General features: G+C 62.3%; 23 protein-coding genes and 2 tRNA genes. 13 read left to right on the top strand and 12 right to left on the bottom strand.

What is annotated here, in order from left to right; translation table 11 throughout:
* Positions 1 to 70 precede the first annotated feature (70 nt).
* Positions 71 to 1,765 carry a hypothetical protein gene (locus tag D5261_RS01750; RefSeq protein ID WP_125205853.1) on the bottom strand — a complete coding sequence of 565 codons (1,695 nt, stop codon included), beginning with the start codon at positions 1,763 to 1,765 and terminating at the stop codon, positions 71 to 73.
* Between the two features lie 215 nt (positions 1,766 to 1,980).
* Between D5261_RS01750 and D5261_RS01745 the strand changes: the two genes are divergently transcribed.
* The 4 genes from D5261_RS01745 (at position 1,981) to D5261_RS01730 (ending at position 5,153) form a co-directional block, all read left to right on the top strand.
* Entirely contained in the window at positions 1,981 to 2,553 is a 573-nt protein-coding gene (locus D5261_RS01745) for a sigma-70 family RNA polymerase sigma factor (protein ID WP_165864012.1), read from the top strand.
* Between the two features lie 24 nt (positions 2,554 to 2,577).
* On the top strand, positions 2,578 to 3,117 hold the full coding sequence (locus tag D5261_RS01740; RefSeq protein WP_119320233.1) for an anti-sigma factor family protein: 540 nt from the start codon (positions 2,578 to 2,580) through the stop codon (positions 3,115 to 3,117).
* The gene (locus tag D5261_RS01735; protein WP_119320232.1) at positions 3,114 to 4,208 is read left to right on the top strand and encodes a LolA family protein; all 1,095 of its coding nucleotides are present in this window, start codon (positions 3,114 to 3,116) and stop codon (positions 4,206 to 4,208) included. Before D5261_RS01740 ends, D5261_RS01735 begins: the two co-directional genes overlap by 4 nt.
* Positions 4,209 to 4,343: 135 nt before the next feature.
* Positions 4,344 to 5,153 carry an aminoglycoside phosphotransferase family protein gene (locus tag D5261_RS01730; RefSeq protein ID WP_165864011.1) on the top strand — a complete coding sequence of 270 codons (810 nt, stop codon included), beginning with the start codon at positions 4,344 to 4,346 and terminating at the stop codon, positions 5,151 to 5,153.
* On the opposite strand, the gene D5261_RS01725 is transcribed toward D5261_RS01730, so the two are convergent.
* Both D5261_RS01725 and D5261_RS01720 read right to left on the bottom strand, forming a co-directional pair.
* Positions 5,150 to 7,111 carry a hypothetical protein gene (locus tag D5261_RS01725; protein WP_119320230.1) on the bottom strand — a complete coding sequence of 654 codons (1,962 nt, stop codon included), beginning with the start codon at positions 7,109 to 7,111 and terminating at the stop codon, positions 5,150 to 5,152. The genes D5261_RS01730 and D5261_RS01725 overlap by 4 nt on opposite strands.
* 26 nt (positions 7,112 to 7,137) lie before the next feature.
* Positions 7,138 to 8,496: a glycosyltransferase family 39 protein gene (locus D5261_RS01720; RefSeq protein ID WP_119320229.1), complete on the bottom strand. Its 1,359-nt coding sequence runs from the start codon at positions 8,494 to 8,496 to the stop codon at positions 7,138 to 7,140.
* 125 nt (positions 8,497 to 8,621) lie between these two features.
* Between D5261_RS01720 and D5261_RS01715 the strand changes: the two genes are divergently transcribed.
* A complete protein-coding gene (locus tag D5261_RS01715; protein ID WP_119320228.1) occupies positions 8,622 to 9,449 on the top strand; it encodes an NAD(P)-dependent oxidoreductase in 828 nt (275 codons plus the stop codon).
* A 21-nt stretch (positions 9,450 to 9,470) separates the two neighbouring features.
* Positions 9,471 to 9,863, top strand: a complete 393-nt coding sequence (locus D5261_RS01710) for a DUF6559 family protein (RefSeq protein ID WP_119320227.1) — start codon at positions 9,471 to 9,473, stop codon at positions 9,861 to 9,863.
* 18 nt (positions 9,864 to 9,881) lie between these two features.
* Here D5261_RS01710 and D5261_RS01705 read toward each other — a convergent pair whose 3' ends face one another.
* The 5 genes from D5261_RS01705 to D5261_RS01685 form a co-directional block, all read right to left on the bottom strand.
* The gene (locus D5261_RS01705) at positions 9,882 to 10,946 is read right to left on the bottom strand and encodes a multicopper oxidase domain-containing protein (RefSeq protein WP_119320226.1); all 1,065 of its coding nucleotides are present in this window, start codon (positions 10,944 to 10,946) and stop codon (positions 9,882 to 9,884) included.
* Positions 10,947 to 10,948: 2 nt separating this feature from the next.
* The gene (locus D5261_RS01700) at positions 10,949 to 12,427 is read right to left on the bottom strand and encodes an EF-hand domain-containing protein (RefSeq protein ID WP_119320225.1); all 1,479 of its coding nucleotides are present in this window, start codon (positions 12,425 to 12,427) and stop codon (positions 10,949 to 10,951) included.
* Between the two features lie 16 nt (positions 12,428 to 12,443).
* Positions 12,444 to 13,037 (bottom strand): redoxin family protein, encoded by a 594-nt coding sequence (locus D5261_RS01695; protein WP_119320224.1) that lies wholly within the window; start codon positions 13,035 to 13,037, stop codon positions 12,444 to 12,446.
* Positions 13,024 to 14,109 carry a multicopper oxidase domain-containing protein gene (locus tag D5261_RS01690; protein WP_119320223.1) on the bottom strand — a complete coding sequence of 362 codons (1,086 nt, stop codon included), beginning with the start codon at positions 14,107 to 14,109 and terminating at the stop codon, positions 13,024 to 13,026. Before D5261_RS01690 ends, D5261_RS01695 begins: the two co-directional genes overlap by 14 nt.
* Positions 14,110 to 14,268: 159 nt before the next feature.
* Complete coding sequence (locus D5261_RS01685) at positions 14,269 to 16,629, bottom strand: LamG domain-containing protein (protein ID WP_165864010.1); 2,361 nt, start codon at positions 16,627 to 16,629, stop codon at positions 14,269 to 14,271.
* Positions 16,630 to 17,090: 461 nt separating this feature from the next.
* Between D5261_RS01685 and D5261_RS01680 the strand changes: the two genes are divergently transcribed.
* Complete coding sequence (locus D5261_RS01680; protein ID WP_119320220.1) at positions 17,091 to 17,918, top strand: hypothetical protein; 828 nt, start codon at positions 17,091 to 17,093, stop codon at positions 17,916 to 17,918.
* Between the two features lie 68 nt (positions 17,919 to 17,986).
* Here the strand turns inward: D5261_RS01680 and D5261_RS01675 are convergent, their stop codons facing one another.
* Entirely contained in the window at positions 17,987 to 18,391 is a 405-nt protein-coding gene (locus D5261_RS01675) for a hypothetical protein (protein WP_119320219.1), read from the bottom strand.
* 268 nt (positions 18,392 to 18,659) lie between these two features.
* Between D5261_RS01675 and D5261_RS01670 the strand changes: the two genes are divergently transcribed.
* The 5 genes from D5261_RS01670 (at position 18,660) to D5261_RS01650 (ending at position 21,885) form a co-directional block, all read left to right on the top strand.
* A complete protein-coding gene (locus D5261_RS01670; RefSeq protein ID WP_119320218.1) occupies positions 18,660 to 19,838 on the top strand; it encodes a transporter substrate-binding domain-containing protein in 1,179 nt (392 codons plus the stop codon).
* Between the two features lie 6 nt (positions 19,839 to 19,844).
* Positions 19,845 to 20,432, top strand: a complete 588-nt coding sequence (locus D5261_RS01665) for a gamma-glutamylcyclotransferase family protein (protein WP_119320217.1) — start codon at positions 19,845 to 19,847, stop codon at positions 20,430 to 20,432.
* 83 nt (positions 20,433 to 20,515) lie between these two features.
* A complete protein-coding gene (locus D5261_RS01660) occupies positions 20,516 to 21,139 on the top strand; it encodes a hypothetical protein (protein ID WP_119320216.1) in 624 nt (207 codons plus the stop codon).
* A 56-nt stretch (positions 21,140 to 21,195) separates the two neighbouring features.
* Positions 21,196 to 21,438, top strand: coding sequence for a glutaredoxin family protein (locus tag D5261_RS01655; RefSeq protein ID WP_119320215.1), 243 nt, complete (start codon positions 21,196 to 21,198; stop codon positions 21,436 to 21,438).
* A 189-nt stretch (positions 21,439 to 21,627) separates the two neighbouring features.
* The gene (locus D5261_RS01650; protein ID WP_119320214.1) at positions 21,628 to 21,885 is read left to right on the top strand and encodes an Hfq-like protein; all 258 of its coding nucleotides are present in this window, start codon (positions 21,628 to 21,630) and stop codon (positions 21,883 to 21,885) included.
* 67 nt (positions 21,886 to 21,952) lie between these two features.
* Here D5261_RS01650 and D5261_RS01645 read toward each other — a convergent pair.
* Both D5261_RS01645 and D5261_RS01640 read right to left on the bottom strand, forming a co-directional pair.
* Positions 21,953 to 22,027 (bottom strand) — tRNA-Cys (locus D5261_RS01645).
* A gap of 26 nt (positions 22,028 to 22,053) precedes the next feature.
* Positions 22,054 to 22,128, bottom strand: a tRNA-Gly gene (locus tag D5261_RS01640).
* 188 nt (positions 22,129 to 22,316) lie between these two features.
* On the opposite strand from D5261_RS01640, the gene D5261_RS01635 reads away from it, so the two are divergent.
* The gene (locus D5261_RS01635; protein ID WP_119320213.1) at positions 22,317 to 22,859 is read left to right on the top strand and encodes a hypothetical protein; all 543 of its coding nucleotides are present in this window, start codon (positions 22,317 to 22,319) and stop codon (positions 22,857 to 22,859) included.
* A 14-nt stretch (positions 22,860 to 22,873) separates the two neighbouring features.
* Here the strand turns inward: D5261_RS01635 and D5261_RS01630 are convergent, their stop codons facing one another.
* Positions 22,874 to 23,992 (bottom strand): hypothetical protein, encoded by a 1,119-nt coding sequence (locus tag D5261_RS01630; protein WP_119320212.1) that lies wholly within the window; start codon positions 23,990 to 23,992, stop codon positions 22,874 to 22,876.
* Positions 23,993 to 24,072 lie beyond the last annotated feature (80 nt).

Genomic DNA, 24,072 nt, shown 5'->3' with positions numbered 1-24,072 from the left:
GCCCCAATGAATTCATTGGGGCAGTTTTTTGTTCGGCATGCCACCCGAAACCCGATGTTGGCGCTTGCGCTTATTTGGTCAGTTCTGGATGTTCCCGCAGGGCCGCGCAGTCGTGGCGGCAGCGGGCGATCAGGGCGTCGTATTTGGGCAGGCGGCGCACGAAGATCACGGCGTTGACGTGCTTGTCGGTGTCCAGATCGGCGTCGTCGGCGTAGACGAGCGCCCATTCGGGATCGGTGAGGAATATCCAGGTCTGACCGTCATTGGCCGGCAGAAAGACAATATCCGGATTGTAGTCCCCGAGGACTTTACGCCAGTTGTGCGGCTGATTGCACATCAGCGTGTAATCCTTAAGGACTTTGCCAAAGAAGATATCCGTCTGTGTGCTGATAAAGACCGGGTACTCGGGCGCGCTCCAAAGGATCGTCGAGCCCCAATTATAGGCATTGTAAAGTTTGGCGTCCGTCGGGAACTGCTCCTGGCGCAGGAACGCGCAGGCGTCCATTGGAAAGCCGTCCATGGCGAAGGCGACGCGTGAGATCTTGGAGAGACCGGTGTCGCTCCGCGCCGGCGCGTTCACGACGGCGTCCTTTGCGCTGGTCGCCGCCTGGAGACAGACCGCCAGTGCGACGATCGTCGTGATCCCGACCGATGGCGAGGAACCGAACAGCGACGGGGATTTTGCTTCGCTCGCTTCGCTGATCTTAAGCGCTCCCGCCAGCGCTGATTGGATATGACGCGCGGCGATCAGCACGCCCGCCATGCCGAAGATCGGGACATTGCGGCTCGCCGTCAGCCCCGCGTGCATCAGGATGAGCAGCACGATCACCTCGGATAGGTCGCGCCGCTCGCGCGACATCCCCAATCCCAGCACAAACAAGACCATCAAGATTTCAAAGACGGATCCGAACGAGCTGTGGAAATCGAGCGATTTCCATTCAGTCACGAAGTTCGGCATGATCTTATCGCCGACAGTCTGCGTGAAGATCGCAAACAGCCTCCATCCGTACGGGTTGATCATAGTTGCGGCGGCGCTGATTGGAAGCACAATGGCCGACTGCTTCGCGAAACGCAGCATCTGCGCCCGCCGATCCGAGGTCGCCGTCTTGATCCAGCGGGCGTCAATAGCGTCACAGATCGCGAAGGTCGCCGCGATCGCAATGCCGATAATCACCGCTCCATGAAAGTTCGCCCACACCGCGCAGATCGGCGGCAAAAACCACATTTGCTTGAGCTTGCTCGACTCGCGGCGCGCGTCCATTACGACCCAGAGCAGCAGCGCCAGGCAGAGATACGAAATCAAATGGGGGCGAGGGGAGATCAACGGGCTGCACAGCTTTGCCGCCCACAGAGTCAGCGCGAACGCCGTCAGCGTCGCCCGTCCCGTTTCTTGCCAGACTTTGTAAAAGAGCGTCAGAAACGTTATGGAGACGAGCCCCCACATCAGCAGCCACACTCCGGGATAGCCGCCGGCCGTGTAAGCCTGCCAGAGCAGCACGCACATCGCCCACTCATGCACGATCCAGGGGTGGCCGTGACGTGTCCATGAGTAAAGGTCTCCGTGCGGAACGGCGTGGTGGTCTAAAATCCAGTGTCCTGTGCGCGCCTGCCAGAAGAAATCGACGATCGGGCTCGGCTGCGCGCACAGGCCGAACGCGAACGCGACCAGCGCCGCGGCAAGAATCCAAAAGCCGGCGGGAGAAGACCGGCGCGAAACTTTCGGCGGTTCAGACATGGCGGCAGGCGGGGCGTCACTCAGTTGCATGTAAGAATTATAACATACTTATGGGGCGTGGATCGATCCATTCCGTCCATTCTGGCGAAGCGCCTTACTGAAGTGGCGGCCATATCATGGTAGAATCGCGGTATTCGGACTCCCGCCGGAACTTTCCGCGCGGCCGTGACGCTTTCTTAATTATTAGAGATCGCCGGAATAGAGGAGTCTTGATCTTGGCGCTAAATGTGGGAGCTGCAATCGGATTGACCCGTTTTCAAACCGGGGCGAAGGATCAGACGGCGGATCGTCTGAGGGCGTTTGAGGTCATGGTCGCGCGCGACTGGGACCGGTTCTGGCGCTACGCCTATCGGATGTGCGGGAACGCTGATGACGCCGAGGATCTGCTGGCCGAAAGTCTAGGAGAAGCGTTTCAGGCGTTCGGGCAGTACCGGGGGCAGGGCTTCGACAAGTGGATCTTTCGTATCCTGACGACCAATCGGATCGACATGACCCGCCGCGCGAAACTGCGTCAGGCGAAAAGTCTCGATACGGGCTGGACGGATGAGAACGGCGATGGGCAGACCTGTGATGTCGTGGACCATCTCGCCAATCCCGAGATCTCTTTGATGGACTCGACCCTTTCGGAACGAATGCAAAAGGCGCTGGACGCTCTTCCCGAAGAGTACCGCGCCGCCGTGCTGCTTTGCGATGTGGAGCAGATGCCTTACAGCGAGATCGCGGAGATGCTGAAACTGCCGATCGGCACCGTGCGCTCGCGAATCCATCGTGGACGGACCGCGATGCGCAAAACTTTGGAATCGCTTGGCTGGAGCTAGGCGCGTGGGAAAGAACGGAACGCCATGCCAAACTGTCATGACACAAGGGAAAATCTGAGCCGGCTCCTGGACAACGATCTCGATGGATCGGAAGCCACTCTGACGGCGGCGCATCTGGACGAATGCTTTGCGTGCCGGCATGAATACGACCGCCTGCGCGAAGTGCGCGCCGCCATGCAGAGCCTCGCCGCCCCGCAGGACGGCGGCGCGCGCGACCGTGTCTTCGGCCTGCTGGAAGCCCGGTCGCGCCAAACCGCTCAAAACGGATCGGCGCTTCGCGCGCCGCGCCGCGCCTGGCCATCCTTTACCCTGCGACCGGCTTACGCCCTTGGACTGGGCGCGGCGGCGGCCTGCGTCGGCTTCCTGGTGTTCAGCCCAAGCACGCCGCCCGCCACGGCGACGCCGCTTCCCAATACGATGGAGATGTCGCAGTTCTACGCCCTGCACGACGCGCATCTGGTGGGGCTGACCTCCGCCGAACCCGTGGGACACCGCGATCTGGCGGCGGAAGGCCGCGCCACGCTAATCGCGTCCGCCGACGAATCCGTGGGCGGGAGCCTGTGACACCTTCCGGCCGACCCATTCTGGCCCGCGCGCCCTGGCTTTTGCTGGCGCCTCTTGGCTGTCTGATGCTCGCCTCATGCAACCGGCCCACATCGATGACGGTGGCGACGGTCCCCGCGCCGGCTTCGCCGTCGGATCCCGCCGCGAACTCGCTCTGGGCCAGCAGCCTTCAGGCGACAACGGACACGCCGCTGAAAGCGCATGTCGTCATCACCTCGCGCGGGGACAGCCACGATCGGCGATCGGTGATGGAGATGATCGAGGGGACCGGCGGACGCTTTCGCTTGACCTACTCCGAGCCGGCGGACGCGCGCGGGCGCGTGGTGGTGTGCGACGGCGCCACGACCTGGCAGTATGAGCCCCGCAGCCGCACCGTGCTGCGCCGGCCGACCCCCGAGAGCGTTTCGGCGGAGACGGGAAGCCCGGCGCCGGACCCGCTCTGGCGGCGCGAGATCGAGCCGGGAACGGCGGATGTCGGCGGCCGGCCCGCGCAGATCCTGCGCGTTCAATCCGCGAGCGGAGCCCTGGTGGAGCGTCTGTGGATCGACAACGCGTCCGGCCGCAGCCTGCGCACCGAGAACTACGATCCGCACGGCGCGCTGACTCGCCGTGTCGAGCTGTCGCAGATCGTCGTCAAACCGGTCGTAACGCCCGCGACCTTCCAGCCGGCGATCCCGCGCGGCGCGCGCGTCCTGACCGCCGCCGCGCAGCCATCGCCCAACGCCGCCGGCGAAGCGCGCCTTCTGGATCTTCCTTCCGACACCGCCGGCTTCCACGTTCAGTCCGTGGTCCGCGCGCCCAGGTCCACCACGGCGGCCATCCACGTGCTGTACACGAACGGCCCGCGCGCGCTGTCCGTCTTCGTGACGAACAACGCCGCCAACGGCGCGACGGAGCTTGTGCCCTCCGCCGATGGCGGCGCCAGCTGGAAGCCCGCCGTGCTGACCTCCACGATCCACGCCTTCACGCAGGAGCGCGCCGACGGCCAAAGCGCCGTCGCCTGGGTCGCCGACGGACGCCGCTACGTCGCCATCGGTCGCATGCCGTTGACGGATCTGCTCAGCATCGCCAAAACGATGGCCGAAAAATAAGACTATTCTTCCTTGCGCTACGAACGCAATCGATTGCCGCTCCGGATTGCCGGAGCGGCTTTTTTTGCTGGGATTTTGGCTGGGAATTCTACGTGTTTGCGGCGATAAAGAAGTAATATGGAATGGGAGGAAGCGATGTCCAGCGAAGAACATGAAGGACCGGAGCGCGAAGAGCCGCTGACGGGCGGCAACAGTAACATGGGAGTTGTGCGTGTCGGCGATACGGTCCGCCGCGCGATGACGCCGCGAAGTCCCACGATCCATCGCCTGCTGCGGCATCTGGAGGCCAAAGGCTTTACCGGCTGCCCGCGCCTGCTCGGGGTGGACGAACGGGGGCGCGAGATCCTTACCTACCTTCCGGGCGACGTCGGATTTCTGCCTTATCTCTGGGAGGGCGATGACGCGCTGATCGCCGCCGCGAATCTGCTGCGCGGCTACCATGACGCCGTGCGGGATTTTAAGACGGAGCCCGGCGACGCGTGGTCGTACGCCCATCCGGATCCGAGTCGCCATGAGATCATCTGCCACAATGACTTCGCGCCCTACAACTGGGTCTGCCAGGACGAAAAACCCTATGCAGCCATCGATTTTGACGACGCCGGACCGGGGCCGCGCCTGCGGGATGTGGCTTACGCCGTCTATTGGATGGCGCCCTTGACCTTTGGCGGCGGTCCCATGGCGGAGATGGCGCACGCGGAGCTGGCCGATGGAAGCCGGCGCCTCAAGTTATTCTGCTCCTGTTACGGCGTCGACGCCACGCCGGAGTTGCTGAATTTGACGCAGGACGCGCTGCGCCTGCTTCGGGATTGGATCAAGACCGGCGCGGAGGCGGGCGATCCGGCGCGTGCCCGAATGGTCGAGCAGGGGCAGTACGAATACTGGGAGCTTGAGACGCGCGCGTTCGCGCAGAACCGTCCAGCCCTGGAGCGGAGTCTGTTCGGTTAAACCCAAATGGCCTGCGGCGCGGCGCCGCGCGTGATCTCCACGGCGTGGAGCGATCGCGCGACGAAGGGTGGGCGCCCTTCCGGCAGAGCCGGCGTGTGGTGGACGGGCATCGGGTCTTCGCGCCGAAAGCCGTCGTCGGCGTGGCGGACGCCGATGGGGCGGACGATCAGTTTGTCGGGCGTCACTTCGATGTTCAGGTAATGGTAGAGTGGGCTGTCCGACCCATCCGGCGCGGCGGGACCCGCCCCGGCGCTGGCGCATTCCGTGACGCCCGCCCGGCGCAGCGCGTCGTACGCGCCGGAAAAGCGCGTGTATCGATCGGGACTGAGAATGCTTGGACGCAAAGTGACCTGGCCGCCGCCGCCCGTGACGAAGACGCCCATTTCCGGCAGAGCCTCCGAGCGAAACCACTCGAACGCGTGCGAGTGGCCGGCGAGCATGAGGTGAGCGCGTCTGGCGAGGATCGGGGTCAGATTGTCGCGGACGTCGAGCACGTCCGACCGTTCGCAGTGGTTGCCGATCGTCGTGTATAGCGGGTGATGGAGATAGACGACGCGCCAGGCGTTCGGGCGGAGCCGCACCGACTCTTCCAATGCCCGGTCCAGCCATGTGAGCTGCGCCGTATCGTGATCCTCGGGCTGGAAGCGTGATCGGCGGCGCGCAAGCGCCAGCTCGCGCTGCAAGTCGAGCGCGCCTTCGCTGAGCTCCTTGAGCCGCGCGGAGGCGTCGCCGGTGATGGGCGACACGCTGATCGCCCAGGCGTGCAGAGCGCGCTCCATCTCCAGGCGTGTCTCCAGGATCGACGCCCGAGGGCGTCCCTCGGGGAGCACCGCGAGGAACTCCTCCAGGGTAGACAGCGACGCGCACACTTCGTCGCTCACCGTCTCCTGACGCGCCAGCGCCCGGACAATCCCATCTCCCGAGGCTTCGCTGAGATCCGCAGCGGCTTTGTCCCAATGCGTTTCGGCGATCCGGACGGACTGCGCCGCGCGCCGCCCCTCGGCGGCGGACATCTCCGCGCCTTCCAGCAGCTCGCGCAGGCGCTCCAGCGCTTCCCCCACATCCAGCGAAAGTTCGGTGACCCGCATTCGCTCCTCGGCGCTGCCGGCGATCGAGAGACGCCGCGCGTCGCGCTGCGTTTCCAGCTCCTGACGCGCGGCTCGGATATCGAGGTCCACGGCGCGCGCTTTGGCTTCAAGATCGGTCACGCGGTCGGCGGCGTCCTGCCGCACCTGCCCGGAGTCGGCCTGCGGGGAGGGAGCGTCCAGCGTGTTGGAATCGAGCGCGAAGAAATCGACATTGCCGAGCTGAAATTTGTAGTATCGATTTGGCAGGCGCGTCCGCGCGCTGAGCGCATAGGGAAGGGGATGGAGCGACGTGTCCGCCTGCAAATCGACGAAGGCGTCCATGTACGTCTTGCCCATCTCCGAGCCGCCCTCGGGGACATTGAACGACATGATCTCATGCCAGAGCGCGCGCAGCCCCGCGCCTACCAGCGGCGCGTTGGCGAGCCACTTCGCCCACGCTCCGAGATCGTAATAGTCGTGGTTGCCCGGCACCGGGAGGAACGGCAGACGAAACGTGAAGTCGCCCACGGTGCTGCTTTCGGTGAGAAACGGGCTGTAGGGCCGCCGGAAGTTGCGGTCGTAAAGACGGCGCTCGCCGGTCATGTACACGACGTCGCCCATATGGAGCACCATCACCGCGCCGGAGTCTCCCGCAAGGCGCGTGTCGCGCACCATCTCGCGCGCCACGGCGTCCTGGGGCGAGACGCCCGGTCCCGCGCTCTCCGAGTCGCCGCTGTCGCCCAGCGCCAGGAACGAGAACCGCTGCGGATCGCGTGGCTGCGGCAGGGACAGGGCGTGGCTGCGCTCCTGCCCCGCGCCGACGGTCCAGCGGGAAATGATGTCATGGTCCGCCGGGGACCGCAGCCAGTTATCGATAGCGAGAAGGCTCATTCCAATATTCCTCTTCGAATTCTGCGTTATGATCGCGACTGCCTGGTGGAATGAGTCTTCCCGGCGCGCGCCCTGCGTAAACGGGATAACAGCGAAGAGGCCGCGCGGCAGGCCAGGGAAACGACGATAATCTCCGCCGCGAAGATCGTTGGATAGAGAAAGCGGCGCTCGTTTCCGTAAAAGAAGCATGTGGCGACTGTCAGAGCGACGATCGACCACAGCAGCAGGATTTCGCGCGAGGCCCAGGGGCGGCGCAGCAGCCGCGCCGCCGGCGGCGCGATCAGCGCCACGAGAAACATCGGCGCCAGGGTCCAGCGTGTGAGCAGATCGAGCGTCTGGAATCCCCATGCATCGTTGAATGTGGGAAAGATCGGGCCGATCAGGAGCTTGCGCATCTCCCATAAGTCGTCGCGCCAGGTCGTGAGATGGCGCAGCTGACGCAGTCCCATGCGGTAAAAGTAGCCCTGGTCTTGCAGGCCGACTTCGGTCGAAAACTTCGCGCGCCAGCGCTCGCCCGCGAACTGGGGGTGGCTGAAGGAGTAGTCGAAGTGATGGCCCTGATAGACGGTATGGGATTCCAGATGGCCGATTTTGCACTGGGCCATAAAGAAGTTCATTCCGCCGTTCGCTCCGAGGCCCCAGAGCGCGCCGGAGGAGATCCGCGCATTCTCCAAGCAGATCAGCCCGACGACGCCGGCGAAGCCCAGCGCGAACGTTCCCATCGGCGCCCAGCGCCGCCAGTTCCGCGCCGCATCGCCCGTCGCCGGCCGGCGCAGCGCCGTCCAGAGAAAGAGCAGAAAGGAACCTGCGTACAGAACATCGGCGGGGCGGATCCCGCACGCCAGCCCCAGCAGCGCTCCCGCGTAAAACATCTCAAACCGCTTCGATGTCTTTTGCAGCAGCAGCCAGACCGCGGCGATCACGAGCGGGATCGCCGTGTTTTCCGAAAGCAGAAACGCATTGAAGTAGATGATGGGATAGGTCAGGGCATACACGACGCCGACCGCGAGCGCGGGGCGCTCCCGGCCAAAGACGCCGTGGGCGATGCGATAGACCCAGAATACGGACAGGCTCCCCAGCGCGATCTGGAGCAAGACGACGCAGGAGAGCCAGAGCCCGGACGGCATCGAAAGTTTCTGGAACAGAAATAAGACGCCGGAGAGCAGGATATGGAAGAAGGGCGGCCACACGGACCACTGCAAATAGGAGCCGCTGTCGCCATCAAGCCGACGGCATGCGCGCGCCCAGTATCCGCCCATATCGCTCACCAGATAATGGGAATACTGGGTCAGAAGAAAGACGTAGCAAAACCGAATCAGGAAGGAGCCGCCGACCAGCGCGATCGCAATCGCGCGGACTCGCCGCGCTTCGGGATTTTCGGACATTCGGGATCCTTCTCAGGCCGGCCGTGCTCCAAGCCATGCAGGCTCATTATACCTGCCGTGTTTTGCGAACGCGGAAAATCGACGAACGGGGTATCATCCGGTAAAGTCCATTGGGAGAAATATTTATGACAAGCATCGCGGTATTGGGATTGGGAATTATCGGCGGCGCATGGGCGAAGAACCTGGCCGAGGACGGCCACGACGTGCGCCCCTGGAACCGAACGCCGAAAGACTTCCCCGGCGAGCGCGCCAGCGTCGCGGAGGCGGTGACGGACGCCGATTTCGTGATCGTGGTCGTCGCCGACCCGCCGGCCGTGCAGTCCGTGCTGGAGCAGGCGCTTCCCAGTCTCAAACCCGGCGCCGTCGTTTTGCAGTCCAGCACCATTTCCCCGGAGTGGACACGCCGGTTCGCGGATCAAGTGATGGCGGCAGGCGGCCTCTACATCGACGCCCCCTTCACCGGCAGCAAACCGGCGGCCGAGCAGCGCAAAACCGTTTATTATCTCGGCGGCGATCCCGCGACCATCGACAAGATCCGCCCCATCATCGAAAGGCTCTCGCAAACGATCCTGCACATCGGCCCCATCGGCGCGGCGTCCTCCTTAAAACTCGCCATGAACCTCAACCTCGCCGCCATGGCGCAGGCACTGAGCGAAAGCCTGACCCTCGCGCGACGCGAAGGCATCTCGGATGAAATCTTCTTCGAAGCGCTCGGCCAAAACGTCGGCCGCTCCGGCCTTTCCGACCTCAAACAGCCCAAACTGATCGCGCACGACTACGCCCCCCAGTTCTCCCTCAAGCACATGGCCAAAGACCTGCGCCTCGCCCTGGAGACCTCCGGCGAGCACCCGTTGCCCCAAACCCGAAACCTCAACGCCCTCTACGAACGCGCCCTGGGCGAAGGGTGGGGCGACGACGATTTCATCGGGCTTGTTCGGCTGATCGAAGATTAAGCGACTTTGGAGCGCTCACGCATGTTTGGATACATCCGTAAAATCAAAAAGCGCAAGCAGATTTGGTTCTATCTCACCGGACTGCGCGACCTGCTGAAACAAGACCACCTCACGTCGCAATATTACACGCCGGAACAAGTGCTGGAGACGCTTGCAAAAATCAAGCGCCCGACCATTCTGCCCGAATACGCGCTCGCGATTTGGTGTAACTCTGAAGAGTTTCAGCGCTATTATGCGAATATCGGGCAACTGTCCGAATATTGGACGGTGCGTGGCGAGATCGCGGACATGTATTGTCAGGGTAACGCGCAATTTGACCAGCGATTTCTCACGGTTTATAAGCGAGAAGGCGGCGGCGGTGGGTCTTCCGAATCTGAAAACTTGAAATGGGGCAGTGGAATTTGGTACATGTAAGCCGATGCCATTTGTGGGTTACGCCTTGGTCACGAAATATTGCCCGATCATGCCGGAGACGAGGTGGTTGGTTGAGGTCGCATGGTAAAACCAGCTGCCTGGATTGTCTTCCACGTACTCGATGGTGGCCGTCGACGCTGGCCCGATGAGGGCTGTATCCCTATAGCCGTCCCCCGTCTTCCAGCGATGGCCGTGCAGGTGGAAGGTGTAGAATTCCTGGCCGAGGGCTCCGATTCGCCAGCGGACTCGCTCGCCGACTTTTGAGTGAAAGACGGGGGTGTTCGGCAGAAACGCGGCGCCGTTGAAGCAGGCGTAATCCTGAGCGAGTGAGGGAACGTCGGCGGCGTACATCTGGTGGAAGTAGAGGATGTGCTCGCAATCCACGGGAGGAGCGCCGGGCGCGTCCACGGCGATCAGTCCGAACATGCCGAGCTGCGTGCTCAGATCCATTACGGGCGCGCCGCCGCCAAGGGACTGGGGCAGGGAGTGGTCGTGGTAGACCCAGGTCCCCACCGATGTCGCATCGGCGCGGTAAGTGTATGTGTGCGTGTGTCCGGGCAGCACGGCCGTTCCGGGAGCATTTGATTTGGAGGAGATCCAGGCGCCGTCGTTTTCCGGAGTGTAGACCAGGCCGTGGACGTGGATGCTGTGCGGGAATCGATAGTGCGTGTCGTTGTTGCGGAAGTGGATGACGATCGTATCGCCGACATTTGCGCGAATGACCGGGCCGGGGATTCCGGCGTTCTCGCCGTGATTCGCATCGGACGCCAGCGGTTTCGCCCAATTCGGGGTGTAAGCGCGGTAACCGAGCGCCCAGTACCCGCTGTCTTCGGGCGTGAAGATGCGGCCGAGCAGATCGTCGTGACCGCCGCTGACGAGCGTTCTGGGAAACGAGCCGGCCTGGATCCAGTATTCACGAATTGTTCCGATGGCGCGCGGAGCGGCCTGCGCGGCGGTCGCGCTGGGGACGAACGCGCCAAGCGCCAGCGCCGTTCCGCCGGCCATCGCTCCGCGCAGTACGCTCCGGCGGCTGACCGGAGGGAGTCCAGAGTTCGTCTGGGTGAGCGCTGTTCTTCTGTCCATCGTTACATCTCCATTCCCGCCATTGACGGCATGCCGCCATGGAAATAACCGCTCATATGACGATATTCCTCCGGTGAGATCGTCCCGTCGTGATTCGTGTCAAACATCTTGAGGATGACTTTTCGCATCCCCGCCTGCGCCGGTCCGCCGGCCGGCGGGACACCCGCGATGTCGCGCCGGCCGAGGGATTCCGCGTCGGTGGTGTAGAAGATGTAGGCGACGGCGTTCTCATCCGTGGGCGCATCGCCCCAGCAGACCAGACCGTTCTGTGTTACGGTTTCGTCCCGATCGCTGTCTGGAACGGCGTTGTTGAAGATCGCCTCCATCGTCAGCATCGATCCAGCCAAGATCCGAACCGGCTGTCGGAATCGATACTCCCCAATCCAGTCGAAGTCCCATTGCGGGATGCTCAGCAGGACACTTTGCTTCTGCTCGGATGTCAGTACTCCCATCGTGATCGCCGCGCCGCGCCGCCGCATATACGGCAGGATCGAGAGGACGGAGATATTGCTCGTGACGGGACTCTGTCCGCCGACATGGATATCCGTGACGTTCGGCGGGAGACGCAGGACGCGCGGCATGACCGGGGCTACGCGGACGAGATGCGTCACGGGCGCCTTGCAAAAGTACAGCAGCAGGCGCGGCCGATCCGTTTCGGGTTTGCCGCTTGGGCGGTAATGCGTTTCGACGATGATGTCCGCGCCGCGCGAAAGCAGCAGTCCGGCGCCGGCGGGAAAGCGGGCCGGATGCGCGCCGACGCCCCAGCCGCCGATCACCATGGCCGGCTGGAGCCCCGTCGTGCTTCCCTGCACCCGGAACGCGCCGCCGGGAGCCACGGCGTTCATCAAGCGTATCTGATGGCTCGTGTCCTGGTAAATGAGCGCATGGTCGACGGCGGCGCTGCCCGGCTCCAGGACAATCGCCGATAGATGCCGATCCTCGGCGAAGCGTGTGGGCAGAATGCAGCAGCGGTAGAAATCAGGCCCGTCGGCAGGAATATGAGACGTCTCCGCCGGCTCCAGGACGGCGTCGGGCGTTCCTAATCCGGCGCGGGAATCTTGGTTGAGGGGGATGGCGGCGGAGACGTCCGGCGCGGCGCCGCTTGCCGGTCCTTCCAGAGTATTCTGAGCCGCCCATCGCTGCAAAAGATCGATTTCCCGTGTGGACAGGCGGTTTTCGCCCAGCAGTTCTCCATGAGAATCGGGCTTCCAGGGCGGCATGAACTTCGCCGTCGCGACCTGGGCGATCTGCGCGGCTCTCTTTTCCACATCCCGATATGTCGTCAGCGGGAAGGGCGCGCCCGAATGTTCCTGGTGACAGGAGACGCAGTGCGCGGCGACGATCGGGCGGATGTCCTGGCGGTAGTTCGGAGTCGGCGCTTCCCGCGCATCGGCGCGCGTCGGCGCGGCGCGCTGGAGCGATAGGCCGGCGGCGAGCGCCAGGACCGAGGCGGCGATCAGAAATGCGCGTGATGGCTTCATCGTACCGTGGCTTCCCTCAATCTTTGGGGATGACGCATCCGACAACCGGCGTCTGCGTGACCGCGACCGGCGCGCCGGTCAATACCGAATCGAGCGCCGATCGCAGATCGCGATGCGCCGGCGCCGGATTCGCCATCCCGAAGTGCTGAAATCGGTCGTCGATCCGGCCGTGATACAGGGCCGCGCCATCCGAGGAAAGCACGACGGCTTCGGGAACGGAGCCCGCGCCGGCCTGGCGCGCCAGCATGTGCGCGGGATCGTACAGAAGTCCACAGGTCAGACCGTACGCTTTGGCGTGCCGCAGCGCCTGCGTCCGCGTGAGATCGCTATCCTCATAGACGACATCGATATCCACGCCTTGACGGCGATAGTCGGCTTCGAGTCGCTGAATTTCCGGCGCGTAGCGATTGCAGACGGGGCAGTCGCTCAGAAGAAAGACCAATACGGTCGCCCGAGATGCGCGGAGCGGCAAAAGTCGCGCCTTGCCGTCCAGGCCGGTCGCGCGCATCGTCGCCGGCGCGAGATGCGGCGCGTTCTCGGCGGCGTGTGCGCCCCCCATCACGCTCCAGAGGATCCCGACGGTCGCCGCCATGACATTACGACACCACATAAAGCCCCGCCATTCCCCCCATTATATGTTCCGTGAAGTGACAGTGGTACAGCCATTCCCCGGGAGAATCTTCGAGATAGTCGAAAGTCGCCGTCGTTCCCGGAGCCAGGAGATGCGTGTCCGTGAAGGCTCCGTTCATCCGCCAGCGATGGCCGTGGATATGGAAGACATGGTTCTCGCGTCCGACCGATCCGATGCGCCAGCGCACCCGTTCGCCGGTTCGCGCCTGGAAGGTCGGAGTGTTCCCAAGAAACGATCGGCCGTTGATGCAGTCGAAATCCTGAACCAGCATCGGCAGATCGTCGGAATAGAGATCGTGGAAAATCACCACGTTCTCGCGGTCCGCAGGCTTTGTGTTCTCGTCGTCGATAATCGCCATGCCGAAGAGCCCAAACTGCGCTCCCACGGGAGCGTCGAGTTCGGAGGGCTCCTGCGGCTTGGCGCGGGTATAGACGGGGACATCCCGGTAGATCCGAATGTCGAAGCCGCGTCCTTTCATACGTCGGGAGGCGGAAAAATCGGAATAAAGCCACGCGCCGGCGGCGCTTGCGGGCGCGGTGTAACGGTAGGTGTATGTTTCGCCGGGATAGACCGCCGTGCCCGGCAGGTTCGGCTCGCTGCTGCGCCAGAAGCCGTCGTTCTCCATCTCGCGGACCAGCCCTTCGAGATGGATACTGTGCGCGGCCGGCTTTGGACGAACGTCGTTGTTTTTGAAATGGATGACGATCGTGTCTCCGACTCGCGCTCGGAGGATGGGACCGGGGATGCCCGAGTTTTCGCCGATCCCGGGATCGGGCGGCAGCAGGGCGGCCCAGTTCTCGGAATAGGCCCGGTAGCCCACCGTGACAAACGAGCTTTGAGCCGCGTCATAAGCAGCGCCCGTCATCGAGTCGCGGCCGTTCGGGGCAAGAATCCAGGGCAGGGAGTCCGCCTGGATCCAGTATTCGAGCGTCCGCCCGGCTGGGAGCGCGAGCGGTGCGTCTCCCGACGCTTCGGCTTGCGGGAGAGATCCCAGCATCGCCGCTGCGCCGCTCAGGGCCGCTTGTTTGAGGAAATCACGTCTCGATGGCATAAGATATTTGATATCCTGATTCTCTCTCGGTCGTTTCTCCGTGTGACTACTCCGGCCTTTGGCCGCCCCCTCCGGGGTGGGTTTGCCCCGGAGGGGGCGGCCGAAGGTCGGGGGTAGGTAGAAAGGGCGGGGTCACCTGGAGTGGCCGGTCGATCGTGACTATCCTCCGCTGGAGTAGAGCGTGGAGACTTGCGCGGCGGTCAGCGCGCTGTTGTAAACACGCGCATTATCCACGACGCCATTGAGATAGTCGGTGGCGTTGCCGCTGAAGAGGCCGCGTCCGACGAGCAGGCTTCCCGTTCCATTCCATGGGGTCGTGAACGATGCTGTCTGCTGGAGCGCGCCGTTGATGTAGAGCGAGATCGTCTGCGCCGTGGCGTCGTAAACGCCGACCACGTGGTACCAGGTTCCCGTCGAAGGCGCGGCCGACGCCGCCGCGATCGTGGAGGCCGCGCTTACGGAATCGCTGGCCAGCCGGTTAAAGGAGATCTTCCCATTGCCGGCGTTGTACTGGAGATAGAACGCGCTCACATTGGCGCCGTCCACCGTGAGGAAATCTTCATAAGCGGACGTGTTATTGAGTTCGGCCCAGCACGCCACGGTGAAGCTCGATGAGGTGTTGATAACGCCGCTGGCCGCGGACATATATCCCGCGCCGGCAAGGCTGAGCGCATGGGTTCCGACCTTGGAGGCGGTCGTCCAGGTTCCGCCCGTCACGGTTCCCGTGTGACTGTTGCCCGAAGCGTCCGCCGCCGATGTTCCGGAGCTTTCGTCATATTTCCAGAACGCGGTGGGGCTGGGCGGCGCCGTGTTCACAATGGTCAAGGCGATGGTCGTTGCGTGGACGGTTGAGCCATTCGTTCCATTGACCGTCACGGTGGCCGACCCGACGGTCGCGGTGCTGCTCGCCGTCAAGGTCAGTGTGCTGGTGGAGCCGGAGCTGGTCACGGTTGCTGGGCTGAACGAGGCTGTCACGCCGCTGGGAAGACCCGTCGCGGTGAGCGCGACGCTGCCGGTGAACCCGCCGGACCGGGTGATCGTGATCAGGTCGGTCTTGTTCGATCCCTGGTTGATGGACAGATTGGGCGGGCTGCTCACCAGCGTGTAGTTGCTGGCCGTGGTGAACGAATAGGCGGTTTTGGATTTTACGCCCACCGAGGAGACATAGAGGCTATATGCGCCCGCCGCGAGGCCGGAAGGGACCCGGAACTTGCAGGTCTGCGCCGCGCTGCCGGCCTTGGGCATCATGGTGCTGAAGGCGTAGGACGTGCAGTACCAGACCTTTCCGGTGCTGTTCGTGAGCGAGACGATGGGGTAGTTCTGCGCCATCGTCATATCGTCGCCTTCATCGGCGCCGTTGACCAGGCCCGAGAGCTGCGCGCCGGTCAGCGTGTACGAGCCGTCGCTGTTCGCTGCGACGCTGCTGACCGTGGGGCGCCATGAGTCGCTTGGCGCGCCGTTCGGCGTGTAGAGCCAGTCTAGACCGCCACAGCACACCATGACCTGACCGTTCGGCAGATTCACATAGCTGACGGGATAGACGCCTACCGTGTCCGGCGGCGGGGTAATCTCGGTAATCGTATTGGTGGTGGGATCGAACTCGGCCAGGGAGTTCGGGCTGCCGCCGGCGGGATATGTGACGAACATGACCTTGCCATTTGGCTCCGTCACGCAGTACTCGTCCTCAAAGTCGTTGCCATGCGGAAGCGCCGGGCCGGCGGTCCACGTTCCCGCCGTGGTCGGCGTCGATCCTGGCGTGAAGAGTCCGGTCACGCCGATGCCCATCGCGAACACGCGGCCGTCGAATAGCTGCGCGATGCCGCCGATATCGCCCCAGCTCGTCGTGGAGAACGGCAGAGCCCCCGAGCTTGTCCAGGTGTTCGACGCGGGATCGTAGACGGCGGATGTCTGCTCGGACAGAGCGAACACGCCGCCGTTTTGAAGCGACGCCATCGATTCCTCAACGCCGCCGACCCAGCCCGATCCATTGTTGGGCTTCGTCGCCTTCGCCGCCCAGGTGTTGGTGACGGGGTTGTAAATCTGCGTGCCGTTGTTATTCCCGTAGTTTGTGTAGAAGAGCGTGCCGTCGGCGAGCGTCGCGCTGCTCGTGTCCCCGATGATGCCCGCAAGCCCCGGGGCCTGAAGAGTCCAGGTATTGGCGACCGGATCGTAGATCTCCACGGTATTCTGATCGGCGCTGGAGCCTCCCGTCGGCCAGGCGTAGATATATTCGCCTCCCGCTTCGAGAAAACGGCCATCCTTGAGGACGTGCTCGGTGGCGCCGCCGCGAGCGTAGGCGCTGTTGGCGAGCTGAACCCAGGTCCCGTTGGCGTAGCTGCCGTTGGCGTCGGGAACGAGCTTGCACCAGTGGTTCAGAGCATTGGAGTGCGAGAGGACGCTGCCGTCGGTCAGCAGCCAGAGGCCGAACGCCGGGCCGCCGTTGACGGTCTCGGAAGGCGCCGCCGTCCAGGTTCCCTGAGCTGCGTGAACTTGGGGAGCTATTGTTGCGATAGCACTCATTGTGACAAATGAAAGAATGAGCGCCCGACTTCGTCCCAGAAAAATACGTTGAGTATTTGTTTTCTTCGGCTTACTGCGCGATCTGATCATGGAAACGCCTCCTATATGTCGTGAGTTCTCGAACCGGACTCTTGATCTTTGCGGGCTGGCTCTCCTTACCGCCAAGGGCGCAATCTGTATAGCGATCGTCACAATTGGCGAAATTGTTCCGCAATTTGGATTGCGCCATTATCGCATGGGGCGTCTTCGCCGCCAATGGAATTGCGGATATGAACCATGAAGATATTGATATCAATCGCGTGTGGCGGACCGTCTTGCACGCTTACGCGTCACTTGTCGGAGGTTTGGAAAGGGAGGTAAAGAATTTCCATATCGTGAAGCGCGTTTCCATGGATTCCTCTTGTGCTGATTGATAGAATTGTCAAGAATGAGCGCGTGGGTCATCCTGAGGAGAAAACGTCATGCTTGCCAATCAGACGAACGGTCACGCCTGCTTACAGAGGCTTCTGGCGGCGACGGCGATCGCCGCCGCGCTGTGCGCGCCGGTCTCCTCTTCCGCCGATACGCTGGATTTTCAGGCGGCTTCTGTCTCCGAGGCGGTCAGCCGCATCGATCAGACCTTCCATGTGACGCTGGAGCTGAAGAAAGGCGTGGATACGCGGCGTAAGGTCACTTTTTCCGTGGAGAACCCGGGCGGCGACGGCGCTCTGCTCGACGCCGTGAACTCGCTCGCCAACGCCCTCAACGCGGACTATCAAAAAGTCTTTCTTCTTACGAATACCGCTCCCGGAGCGGCGGCGCAGGATCCCGCGATTGACGCCGCCGACGCTCCGATTGTCTTTAGCAGCCGCACGCTCCCCGCCGCGAAAGCCATCGCGCTGATCGCCGGTGTGGACGCCGCCACCGTGCAGACGCCCGCATCCCTGGAGTCCACCATCACATTTTCCGACGCATCGCTTACCGCCGGCGAGGCGGCCAGGCAGGCCGCCCGCCAGACGCACACCGAATGGAAAGTCTCATACATTCTCACCCCGCACACGACGCAGGGAGTATTGCCGGGCAAGGTTATCGGCTATACCGGCGCGGGGCGTCCCATCCTTGAGATGCCGAACCTGACGTTTCGCACCGCCAAACCCGCTCCCCTCGAATCCACGGACCCCATCGCCCAGCAAAATAGAGCCGCGTCCTATTGGTCCGCTCTCAGAAGGGGAGATCAAAGCGCGATGCTGAAGTTCCGGGGCAGCGGCGGCGCAGCGGGAGACCCCGCGCCTCCGCCGAGAAATCCCTGAAATCGGAAGGAAAAAAGCCCCTTGAGCGAGAGCTCAAGGGGCTTTGTGTCTTTGTTTGCTGATCGAACTTAGTAAACCTGGACGCGCTGGCCGGTATTGTTGTCTTTGTAGTATCGATGGCCGTCGTACCAGTAGTATTTGCGGTCGCTGCCGTAATTGCCGCCGCCGTTATAGTTGCTGCTGGAACCGGAGCGGTGGTAACGGGCGCGGTCGCTGGATTCCTGCGACTGCTGCTTGCGGGCGTCTTCATACTTTTTGGCGGAGTACGCGGCGGCGCCGACGCCAAGGACGCTGGTGATGGCGTCATGGTTGTGCAGGCCGTAGAGCGCGATGGCTCCCGCGCCGATGGCGCCGTTGCGCCAGTTGTTCTTATCTTTTTGGCTGCTGTCGGCCATGACGGCTGTGGGAGCCAACGCCGTTATCGCCATTGTCGCCGCGAGGGCGGGCATCGTCAATTTTTTCAAAATGTTCATCGTCTTGCTCCTTCCAAAAATCTCTGCTCTGTCCGTTGGACGAGCATTGCGAAATTGTTGTTCCCGTCTTCGCTCCACTTTTTTCTCTCAAGGAGCGACGGCGATCTGATTTGTTACTACCCCGGACGCCGCGTGTTTCTAACATTGCAAAAACTTAACGCCATTCCCGGCCGGAATGAAGGCGGAGGGAAATATAATAGAAGGGAAGTCGCGCGCCGGTGTTCGCGCGATTGTTTTCCATTTTACTGGAAGGATCACCCAGGACAATATGCCCCTCCACTTCACGCGCCGCCGCTTCATCGCCCTTGGGCTTTTTCTGATTTTCGCCCTGTGCGCCCTTCGGCCCGCGCCGGTCTCGGCCACGCCGCCGGCGACGCCCGCGGCCGATCAAGCCGCAATGCCGCCGACGCTGCGCGTGGCGACCCGTATCGTCTCGCCGTTTGTGATGAAGAACGGCGATCAGCTGACAGGATTCAGCACCGAGCTTTGGAGCAGCATCGCCGACGAACTCCACGTTCAGTCGCAGACGACGGTGGCGCCGGATATCAAATCGCTGCTGGACTCCGTGCAGAACGGCCAGGCGGATCTGGGCGTCGCGGCGATCTCCATTACCTCGGACCGCGACAAGATCTTCGATTTCTCGCAGCCGATCTACGATTCCGGCCTTCAGATCATGGTGCGCAGCACCGGGCAAAATGGCGAGGGCAGTCACCTGGAGGCGGTGCTCAAGGATTTGTTCTCGCCGGCGATCCTCCAACTGCTGGGATTTACCGTGCTGATCATCATCGCCGCCGCGCATGTGATCTGGCTGGTGGAGCGCCATCATCCGAACGGCGTTGTCGAAACCCGAAAGTACTTTCCGGGCATCTTCAAAGCCACCTGGTGGGCGGCGGGCGTGCTTGGCACTCAGATGGACGAGATGCCCAAGGGGCCGCTGGGCCGATTTGTCGCCGTGATCTGGATCTTCGTCAGCGTGATCTTTGTCGCCTACTTCACCGCCGAAGTCACCACGGCTCTGACCGTGCAGCAGCTTCAGGGGAGCATCCACAGCCTCAGCGATCTTCCCGGCAAGCGCATTGCGACCACCGCCGGCAGCTCGTCGGCCATGTATCTGCGCGAGCAGCACTACCTCGTCGCCGAGTATCCGCAGATCGACGACGCCGTCAAAGCGCTGGAAGCCCGCAAGGTGGACGCCGTTGTCTACGACGCGCCCGTGCTGCAATACTACGCGTCCCACGACGGCAAAAACAGCGTCCAGGTTGTCGGCAACATCTTCCGCAAAGAAGATTACGGCATCGTCTTTCCTCCCAACAGCCCTTACCGAAAGCCTGTCAACCACGCGCTGCTGACCCTCAAGGAAAACGGCACGTACGACAAGCTCTACAACAAATGGTTCAGCAACGACAGCGGCGGCGACAGCGCCTCCTCCGGATCCGGCGGAAGTTAAGGTCGTATGCCCCAGCCCATGGATGATCGTCACACCGGATATTTCGGCTACGGCTCGCTCGTCAACTCTCGCACGCGCTCCGGCGGCGCTGGACGGCGAAGCTTTGTCCAGGGCTGGATCCGCCAGTGGAGGCATTGTTCTCTTCTGAACGGCCACAAATGCTGCGCTCTGACCGTGGCGCCCCGGGACGGCGTCATCCTCTCCGGCGTCTTCGTGGCCGACAGCGATGACGGTTTGGCAAAGATCGACGAACGCGAAGAAGGATACTCGCGTGAACGCGTGAGCGTTTCGTTGGAGCGTGCGCCCCGCAAGCCCGAGATCATCCCAGGATTCCTTTATCTCTCTGAGCCGCCGTATCGCCGAGCCGGCGATGATGAATATCCCATCTGGCGCACCTATCTCGACTGTGTGCTGGCGGGATATTTGCGCACATTTGGCGTGGCCGGCGCCGAGGATTTCGTTCGGACTACGGAAGGATGGGACTGTCCCATTGTCGACGATCGATCGGCGCCGCTGTATCCGAGAGCCGATGTGCTGACTGAGACCGAAGCTCAAATCATCAATCGGATACTCACGGAGCATGGAATTCTCTGATTCCGCAACTTTTCTCTGTCTTCCGAGTCAAAAACCGTTGAGAACGCGAAACTTACGACGATGGACGCGGGAGGGGTGGCGGAATGGATGACGACGGCGTATTGCGATCGCTGCAGCAGCGGACCAACATCGGCCGATGTGTGTTCTTTGCGGGCTGGATGCTGCTGATACTTGCGGGGCCATTGGGGTGGAATCGACAAACCGTTACGGATTATGGCGAAGGAACGCAATGCGTGGTGGATGGTCGTCCGGTCGATTGCGCGACGACCTATATTCCCGCAGGAATTTTACCGCCGCCGACAACGCACGTCATATTCAATCCCGCGCCTTATGGTTTTGGGTTACTTTTGATGATCGCCGGCATCCTTGCGCTCGGCGCCGCGCGCGGCAATTGGAACATCCTTAAGCAGGAGATGGTTGACTATGCGTACCGCCGTGCGGAGCATGAGGGAAAGACGCCGGACCTCGGTTTTCTGCATTTCTTTGACAGCTGGTATCGCGGAGCAACGGAATGGGAGATATTAAGGCGATCATACGCCGAGATGCAAAACTGGAGCCCGGAGCCTGCGCTGCGCTATGGACCCGTGGACCGACCCTATCAGATGCAGACGGAGGACAGCCAGGAACAACGCTGTGGCGGATGCGGCGCGGCGCGAAGGACAGAAGATCGTTTTTGCAGTCGCTGCGGCGCCGCGTTTTCGGCGTAACGTCGGAGGGCCGCGTTGACATGGCGCCGCGTCTACGCTATAATAGGGGACCAATCATGTCCAGTATTACTCTCTATTCAAAACCCGGCTGTCATCTGTGCGATGAGGCGCTTGATGTGCTTCTGGCCGTACAGCGCGATATTCCGTTTACGCTGACTTCCGTCAACATCAACGACGACCCCGCGCTGACCGCTGAGTACGGCGAGCAGATTCCGGTAGTTTCGCTCGATGGCCGGGTTTTGTTTGAGTATGAAGTGAACGACGCGCGTTTGCGCGAATTACTAAAGGGAGGAGAATAAACACTATGCGTATCCGCTCGAAAGAACTGCGCCGCACTCGGAAGCGATCCGAGGAGCGCTACAAGGCCGCTCAGGCCGCGAAGGCAAAGACGGCCCCGTCCAGCCGCCGCAAATAACTTCCATTTGACCCGAATGGCCGGCGCTGGCATTTGCCGCAGCCGGCCTTCGCTATTGAGGAGACGTCATCTGATGGACCTGATGCCGGATTTGAACCGCCGAGGAGTCTCCACGCCGGAAGAGCGAATCTCCTCGCGCGAAGTTGAGCTCATCAAGTTTCGTGACGGTCGCACGAACCTGCAAGTAAAGCTGCTGAGCGGCGAGGAGTTTATCGGCGCGATCCGCTGGTATGACGACCGCGCGATCCGGCTGGTGCAGGACGACCGAAGCGAAGTCACGATCTACCTGAACGCCGTCGCTTACTACCGTTCCCTGCCGAACGCCGTGTAGCCGGCGAACTCAATGCCGAATTAAAAACGCCCTCGCATCCATTCGGATGCGAGGGCGTTTTGTGTTTTGGAGCCGCCGAGCGGAATCGAACCGCTGCATAAAGGTTTTGCAGACCTCTCCCTTACCACTTGGGCACGGCGGCGTACATTGTCTGGATTTGTCGAAAAATGGAGCGGGAGACGGGGTTCGAACCCGCGACATTTTGCTTGGGAAGCAAACGCTCTACCACTGAACTACTCCCGCACGGCAGGCCACAGCTTTTCCATCGAAACAGCACTCTAGACGCCATATTATAGCCCAGCCAAGATTGCTTTGTCAACCATTGATTTGCCAGGCCCCTTGTCATAAATCATAAGATGCTCGTTGAGCGCATCGTTTATGCAAAGCGATAAGGAAGGAGAAATACCGAACGGGGCGGGGAGGGGCAGATTATGGGAGCGCCGCATAACACAAAGCGCTATGGAGAGCAGTGGAACGCCGTAGACCTTGCCGTGATGCAGGCGGAAATCGAGACGTTTCGCGATCTGGTTGTTGTCAGCGGAGGCTGGGCCTGGCACTTGATGAGTCCGCCGCACGTGGAGCTCAAGCATGCGCACGATCATAAGGACGCGGATCTCTTTGTGGATCCCGATGTTCTTTGGCGGATGATGGAGCGGATGGCGGCGCAGGGCTACGAAAAGATCTGGACGCGATTTGACGGCGTCACGGATCACTTTGTGCGATATACGAAAGTCGTGGAGGGCGAGCGGCCCGTGAAAGTGATCTTCGATCTCTTTATGGAAAAAGTCGCCAGCGTGGAGACCGCGTCGGGGATCCTGGTGGTCGAGCCGGAGACATTGCTTTCGTTCTACGGAAACAAGCACTCCTCGGTCGAATGTTTCTCGGTGGCGATCGCCAAGGAACTGATCGCGCGGGGAGAAAACCCGGTGGGGCACGCCAGGATGGGGGATTTCACGCCATGGGTGAAGGGTTAAACGGGTGGACGGAGTCACGACATCTGAATATATGTCACGCCGTCTTTGCCGAAGGCGGCGAGATGGACCGGTATATTGTGATAAACGATATCGCCGACCCAGACCATCGTTCCCTTGCCCTGAACGCGGCGCAGCGGCAGGCCAAGCTGGTCGCGATAGTAGGAGCCGACGGTATCGACAGGGTCCGGGGTGATAAAGTTCACGATCAAGCTTGGGTCGCCGTCGCTCGTCTCCTTCGCGCCGGAGTACCCGAGCGTCGGCAGCTCCGCGCGAAGTCTCACAATCTTGGCCCGCTGTGCGTCCAGAAAGACGGCCTGACCTTGAGTGACGGCATCGGCCGGAGCGGCTGCCGGCGCCGGCGTAGCCGAAACGGGCGGCGCGGTTTGTGGGCTGCTGGGAGGAGCAGAGGCGATGGCTGATGAGCTGATCGGCGGCGAGGAAGCTTGATCGGATGTCGAGATCAGGACCGCCGACTTGCCGCCGTCGTTGAGATCGTCGCTGGTGATCGTGATATGGAGTGGAGTCCCCTGGTAGCTGGCGTCCGTGTCCCAGCACTGGTTCCCTGGACCGATCGTGCAGGCGGAGGCGGTCAACGGGACGCCGAGCAAGCGCTGGTAATAATCGGCGACGGCTTGCGGAGCGTCGCTGCTGGTCATCGATAGCGGATTGCCCGGCTGCTGCGGCTGGAGCCGAGAGCCGGGGTATTGCAGGGTGGCGAGGTTCGCGTTGAGGCTTCCATAGTTTGCCTGCTGACGGGCGCGCGCGGCGCTGTCCGCCTGCGCGGCGCGCAGACTCTGAAGGGTGGACTGGTCCTGCGCATCCTGGTATCGCTTCGGCGTCGCGAATCCGATGACGCCGGAGATAATCACAAACGCGGTCACGATGGCCGCCTGTGCCTGGTCGATGAGTCTGGCGATCATTGCGACCCCGGCGCCAATCGCGGCTCCGATAACGCCTCCAATCAGCGCATCGAAGGGCGCATACAGGCCGCGCAGATCCCACCATCCTGCGGATCCTTCATGCGCGGCCTGATCCAGGCCGGCGTAGTATCCGACGACGCCTCCCGCCATCAGGCCGGCGGCGGAGCACAAGAAAGCGGCGATCGAGCCGCCGGCGCATCCTCTCAGGGACATCTCAGTCAATCCTCCGACGACCGCGCGGCCGCCCTCCACGATGGTATCGACTTCATTCGAACGCTTGCTTCCGTGAGAAT

The organism is Capsulimonas corticalis (assembly GCF_003574315.2).
GTDB classification, from domain to species: domain Bacteria; phylum Armatimonadota; class Armatimonadia; order Armatimonadales; family Capsulimonadaceae; genus Capsulimonas; species Capsulimonas corticalis.
The sequence above is the reverse complement of the archived record's forward strand: the minus strand, read 5'-3'. Positions and strand labels throughout refer to the sequence as shown.

Bases quoted from the DNA above. Each gene is read 5' to 3' on its own strand.
- D5261_RS01750 (WP_125205853.1), bottom strand. From the start codon at position 1,765: ATGCAACTGAGTGACGCCCCGCCTGCCGCCATGTCTGAACCGCCGAAA.
- D5261_RS01740 (WP_119320233.1), top strand. From the start codon at position 2,578: ATGCCAAACTGTCATGACACAAGGGAAAATCTGAGCCGGCTCCTGGAC.
- D5261_RS01730 (WP_165864011.1), top strand. From the start codon at position 4,344: ATGTCCAGCGAAGAACATGAAGGACCGGAGCGCGAAGAGCCGCTGACG.
- D5261_RS01725 (WP_119320230.1), bottom strand. From the start codon at position 7,111: ATGAGCCTTCTCGCTATCGATAACTGGCTGCGGTCCCCGGCGGACCAT.
- D5261_RS01720 (WP_119320229.1), bottom strand. From the start codon at position 8,496: ATGTCCGAAAATCCCGAAGCGCGGCGAGTCCGCGCGATTGCGATCGCG.
- D5261_RS01715 (WP_119320228.1), top strand. From the start codon at position 8,622: ATGACAAGCATCGCGGTATTGGGATTGGGAATTATCGGCGGCGCATGG.
- D5261_RS01710 (WP_119320227.1), top strand. From the start codon at position 9,471: ATGTTTGGATACATCCGTAAAATCAAAAAGCGCAAGCAGATTTGGTTC.
- D5261_RS01705 (WP_119320226.1), bottom strand. From the start codon at position 10,946: ATGGACAGAAGAACAGCGCTCACCCAGACGAACTCTGGACTCCCTCCG.
- D5261_RS01700 (WP_119320225.1), bottom strand. From the start codon at position 12,427: ATGAAGCCATCACGCGCATTTCTGATCGCCGCCTCGGTCCTGGCGCTC.
- D5261_RS01695 (WP_119320224.1), bottom strand. From the start codon at position 13,037: ATGTGGTGTCGTAATGTCATGGCGGCGACCGTCGGGATCCTCTGGAGC.
- D5261_RS01690 (WP_119320223.1), bottom strand. From the start codon at position 14,109: ATGCCATCGAGACGTGATTTCCTCAAACAAGCGGCCCTGAGCGGCGCA.
- D5261_RS01685 (WP_165864010.1), bottom strand. From the start codon at position 16,629: ATGAGTGCTATCGCAACAATAGCTCCCCAAGTTCACGCAGCTCAGGGA.
- D5261_RS01680 (WP_119320220.1), top strand. From the start codon at position 17,091: ATGCTTGCCAATCAGACGAACGGTCACGCCTGCTTACAGAGGCTTCTG.
- D5261_RS01675 (WP_119320219.1), bottom strand. From the start codon at position 18,391: ATGAACATTTTGAAAAAATTGACGATGCCCGCCCTCGCGGCGACAATG.
- D5261_RS01670 (WP_119320218.1), top strand. From the start codon at position 18,660: ATGCCCCTCCACTTCACGCGCCGCCGCTTCATCGCCCTTGGGCTTTTT.
- D5261_RS01665 (WP_119320217.1), top strand. From the start codon at position 19,845: ATGCCCCAGCCCATGGATGATCGTCACACCGGATATTTCGGCTACGGC.
- D5261_RS01660 (WP_119320216.1), top strand. From the start codon at position 20,516: ATGGATGACGACGGCGTATTGCGATCGCTGCAGCAGCGGACCAACATC.
- D5261_RS01655 (WP_119320215.1), top strand. From the start codon at position 21,196: ATGTCCAGTATTACTCTCTATTCAAAACCCGGCTGTCATCTGTGCGAT.
- D5261_RS01650 (WP_119320214.1), top strand. From the start codon at position 21,628: ATGGACCTGATGCCGGATTTGAACCGCCGAGGAGTCTCCACGCCGGAA.
- D5261_RS01635 (WP_119320213.1), top strand. From the start codon at position 22,317: ATGGGAGCGCCGCATAACACAAAGCGCTATGGAGAGCAGTGGAACGCC.
- D5261_RS01630 (WP_119320212.1), bottom strand. From the start codon at position 23,992: ATGTCCCTGAGAGGATGCGCCGGCGGCTCGATCGCCGCTTTCTTGTGC.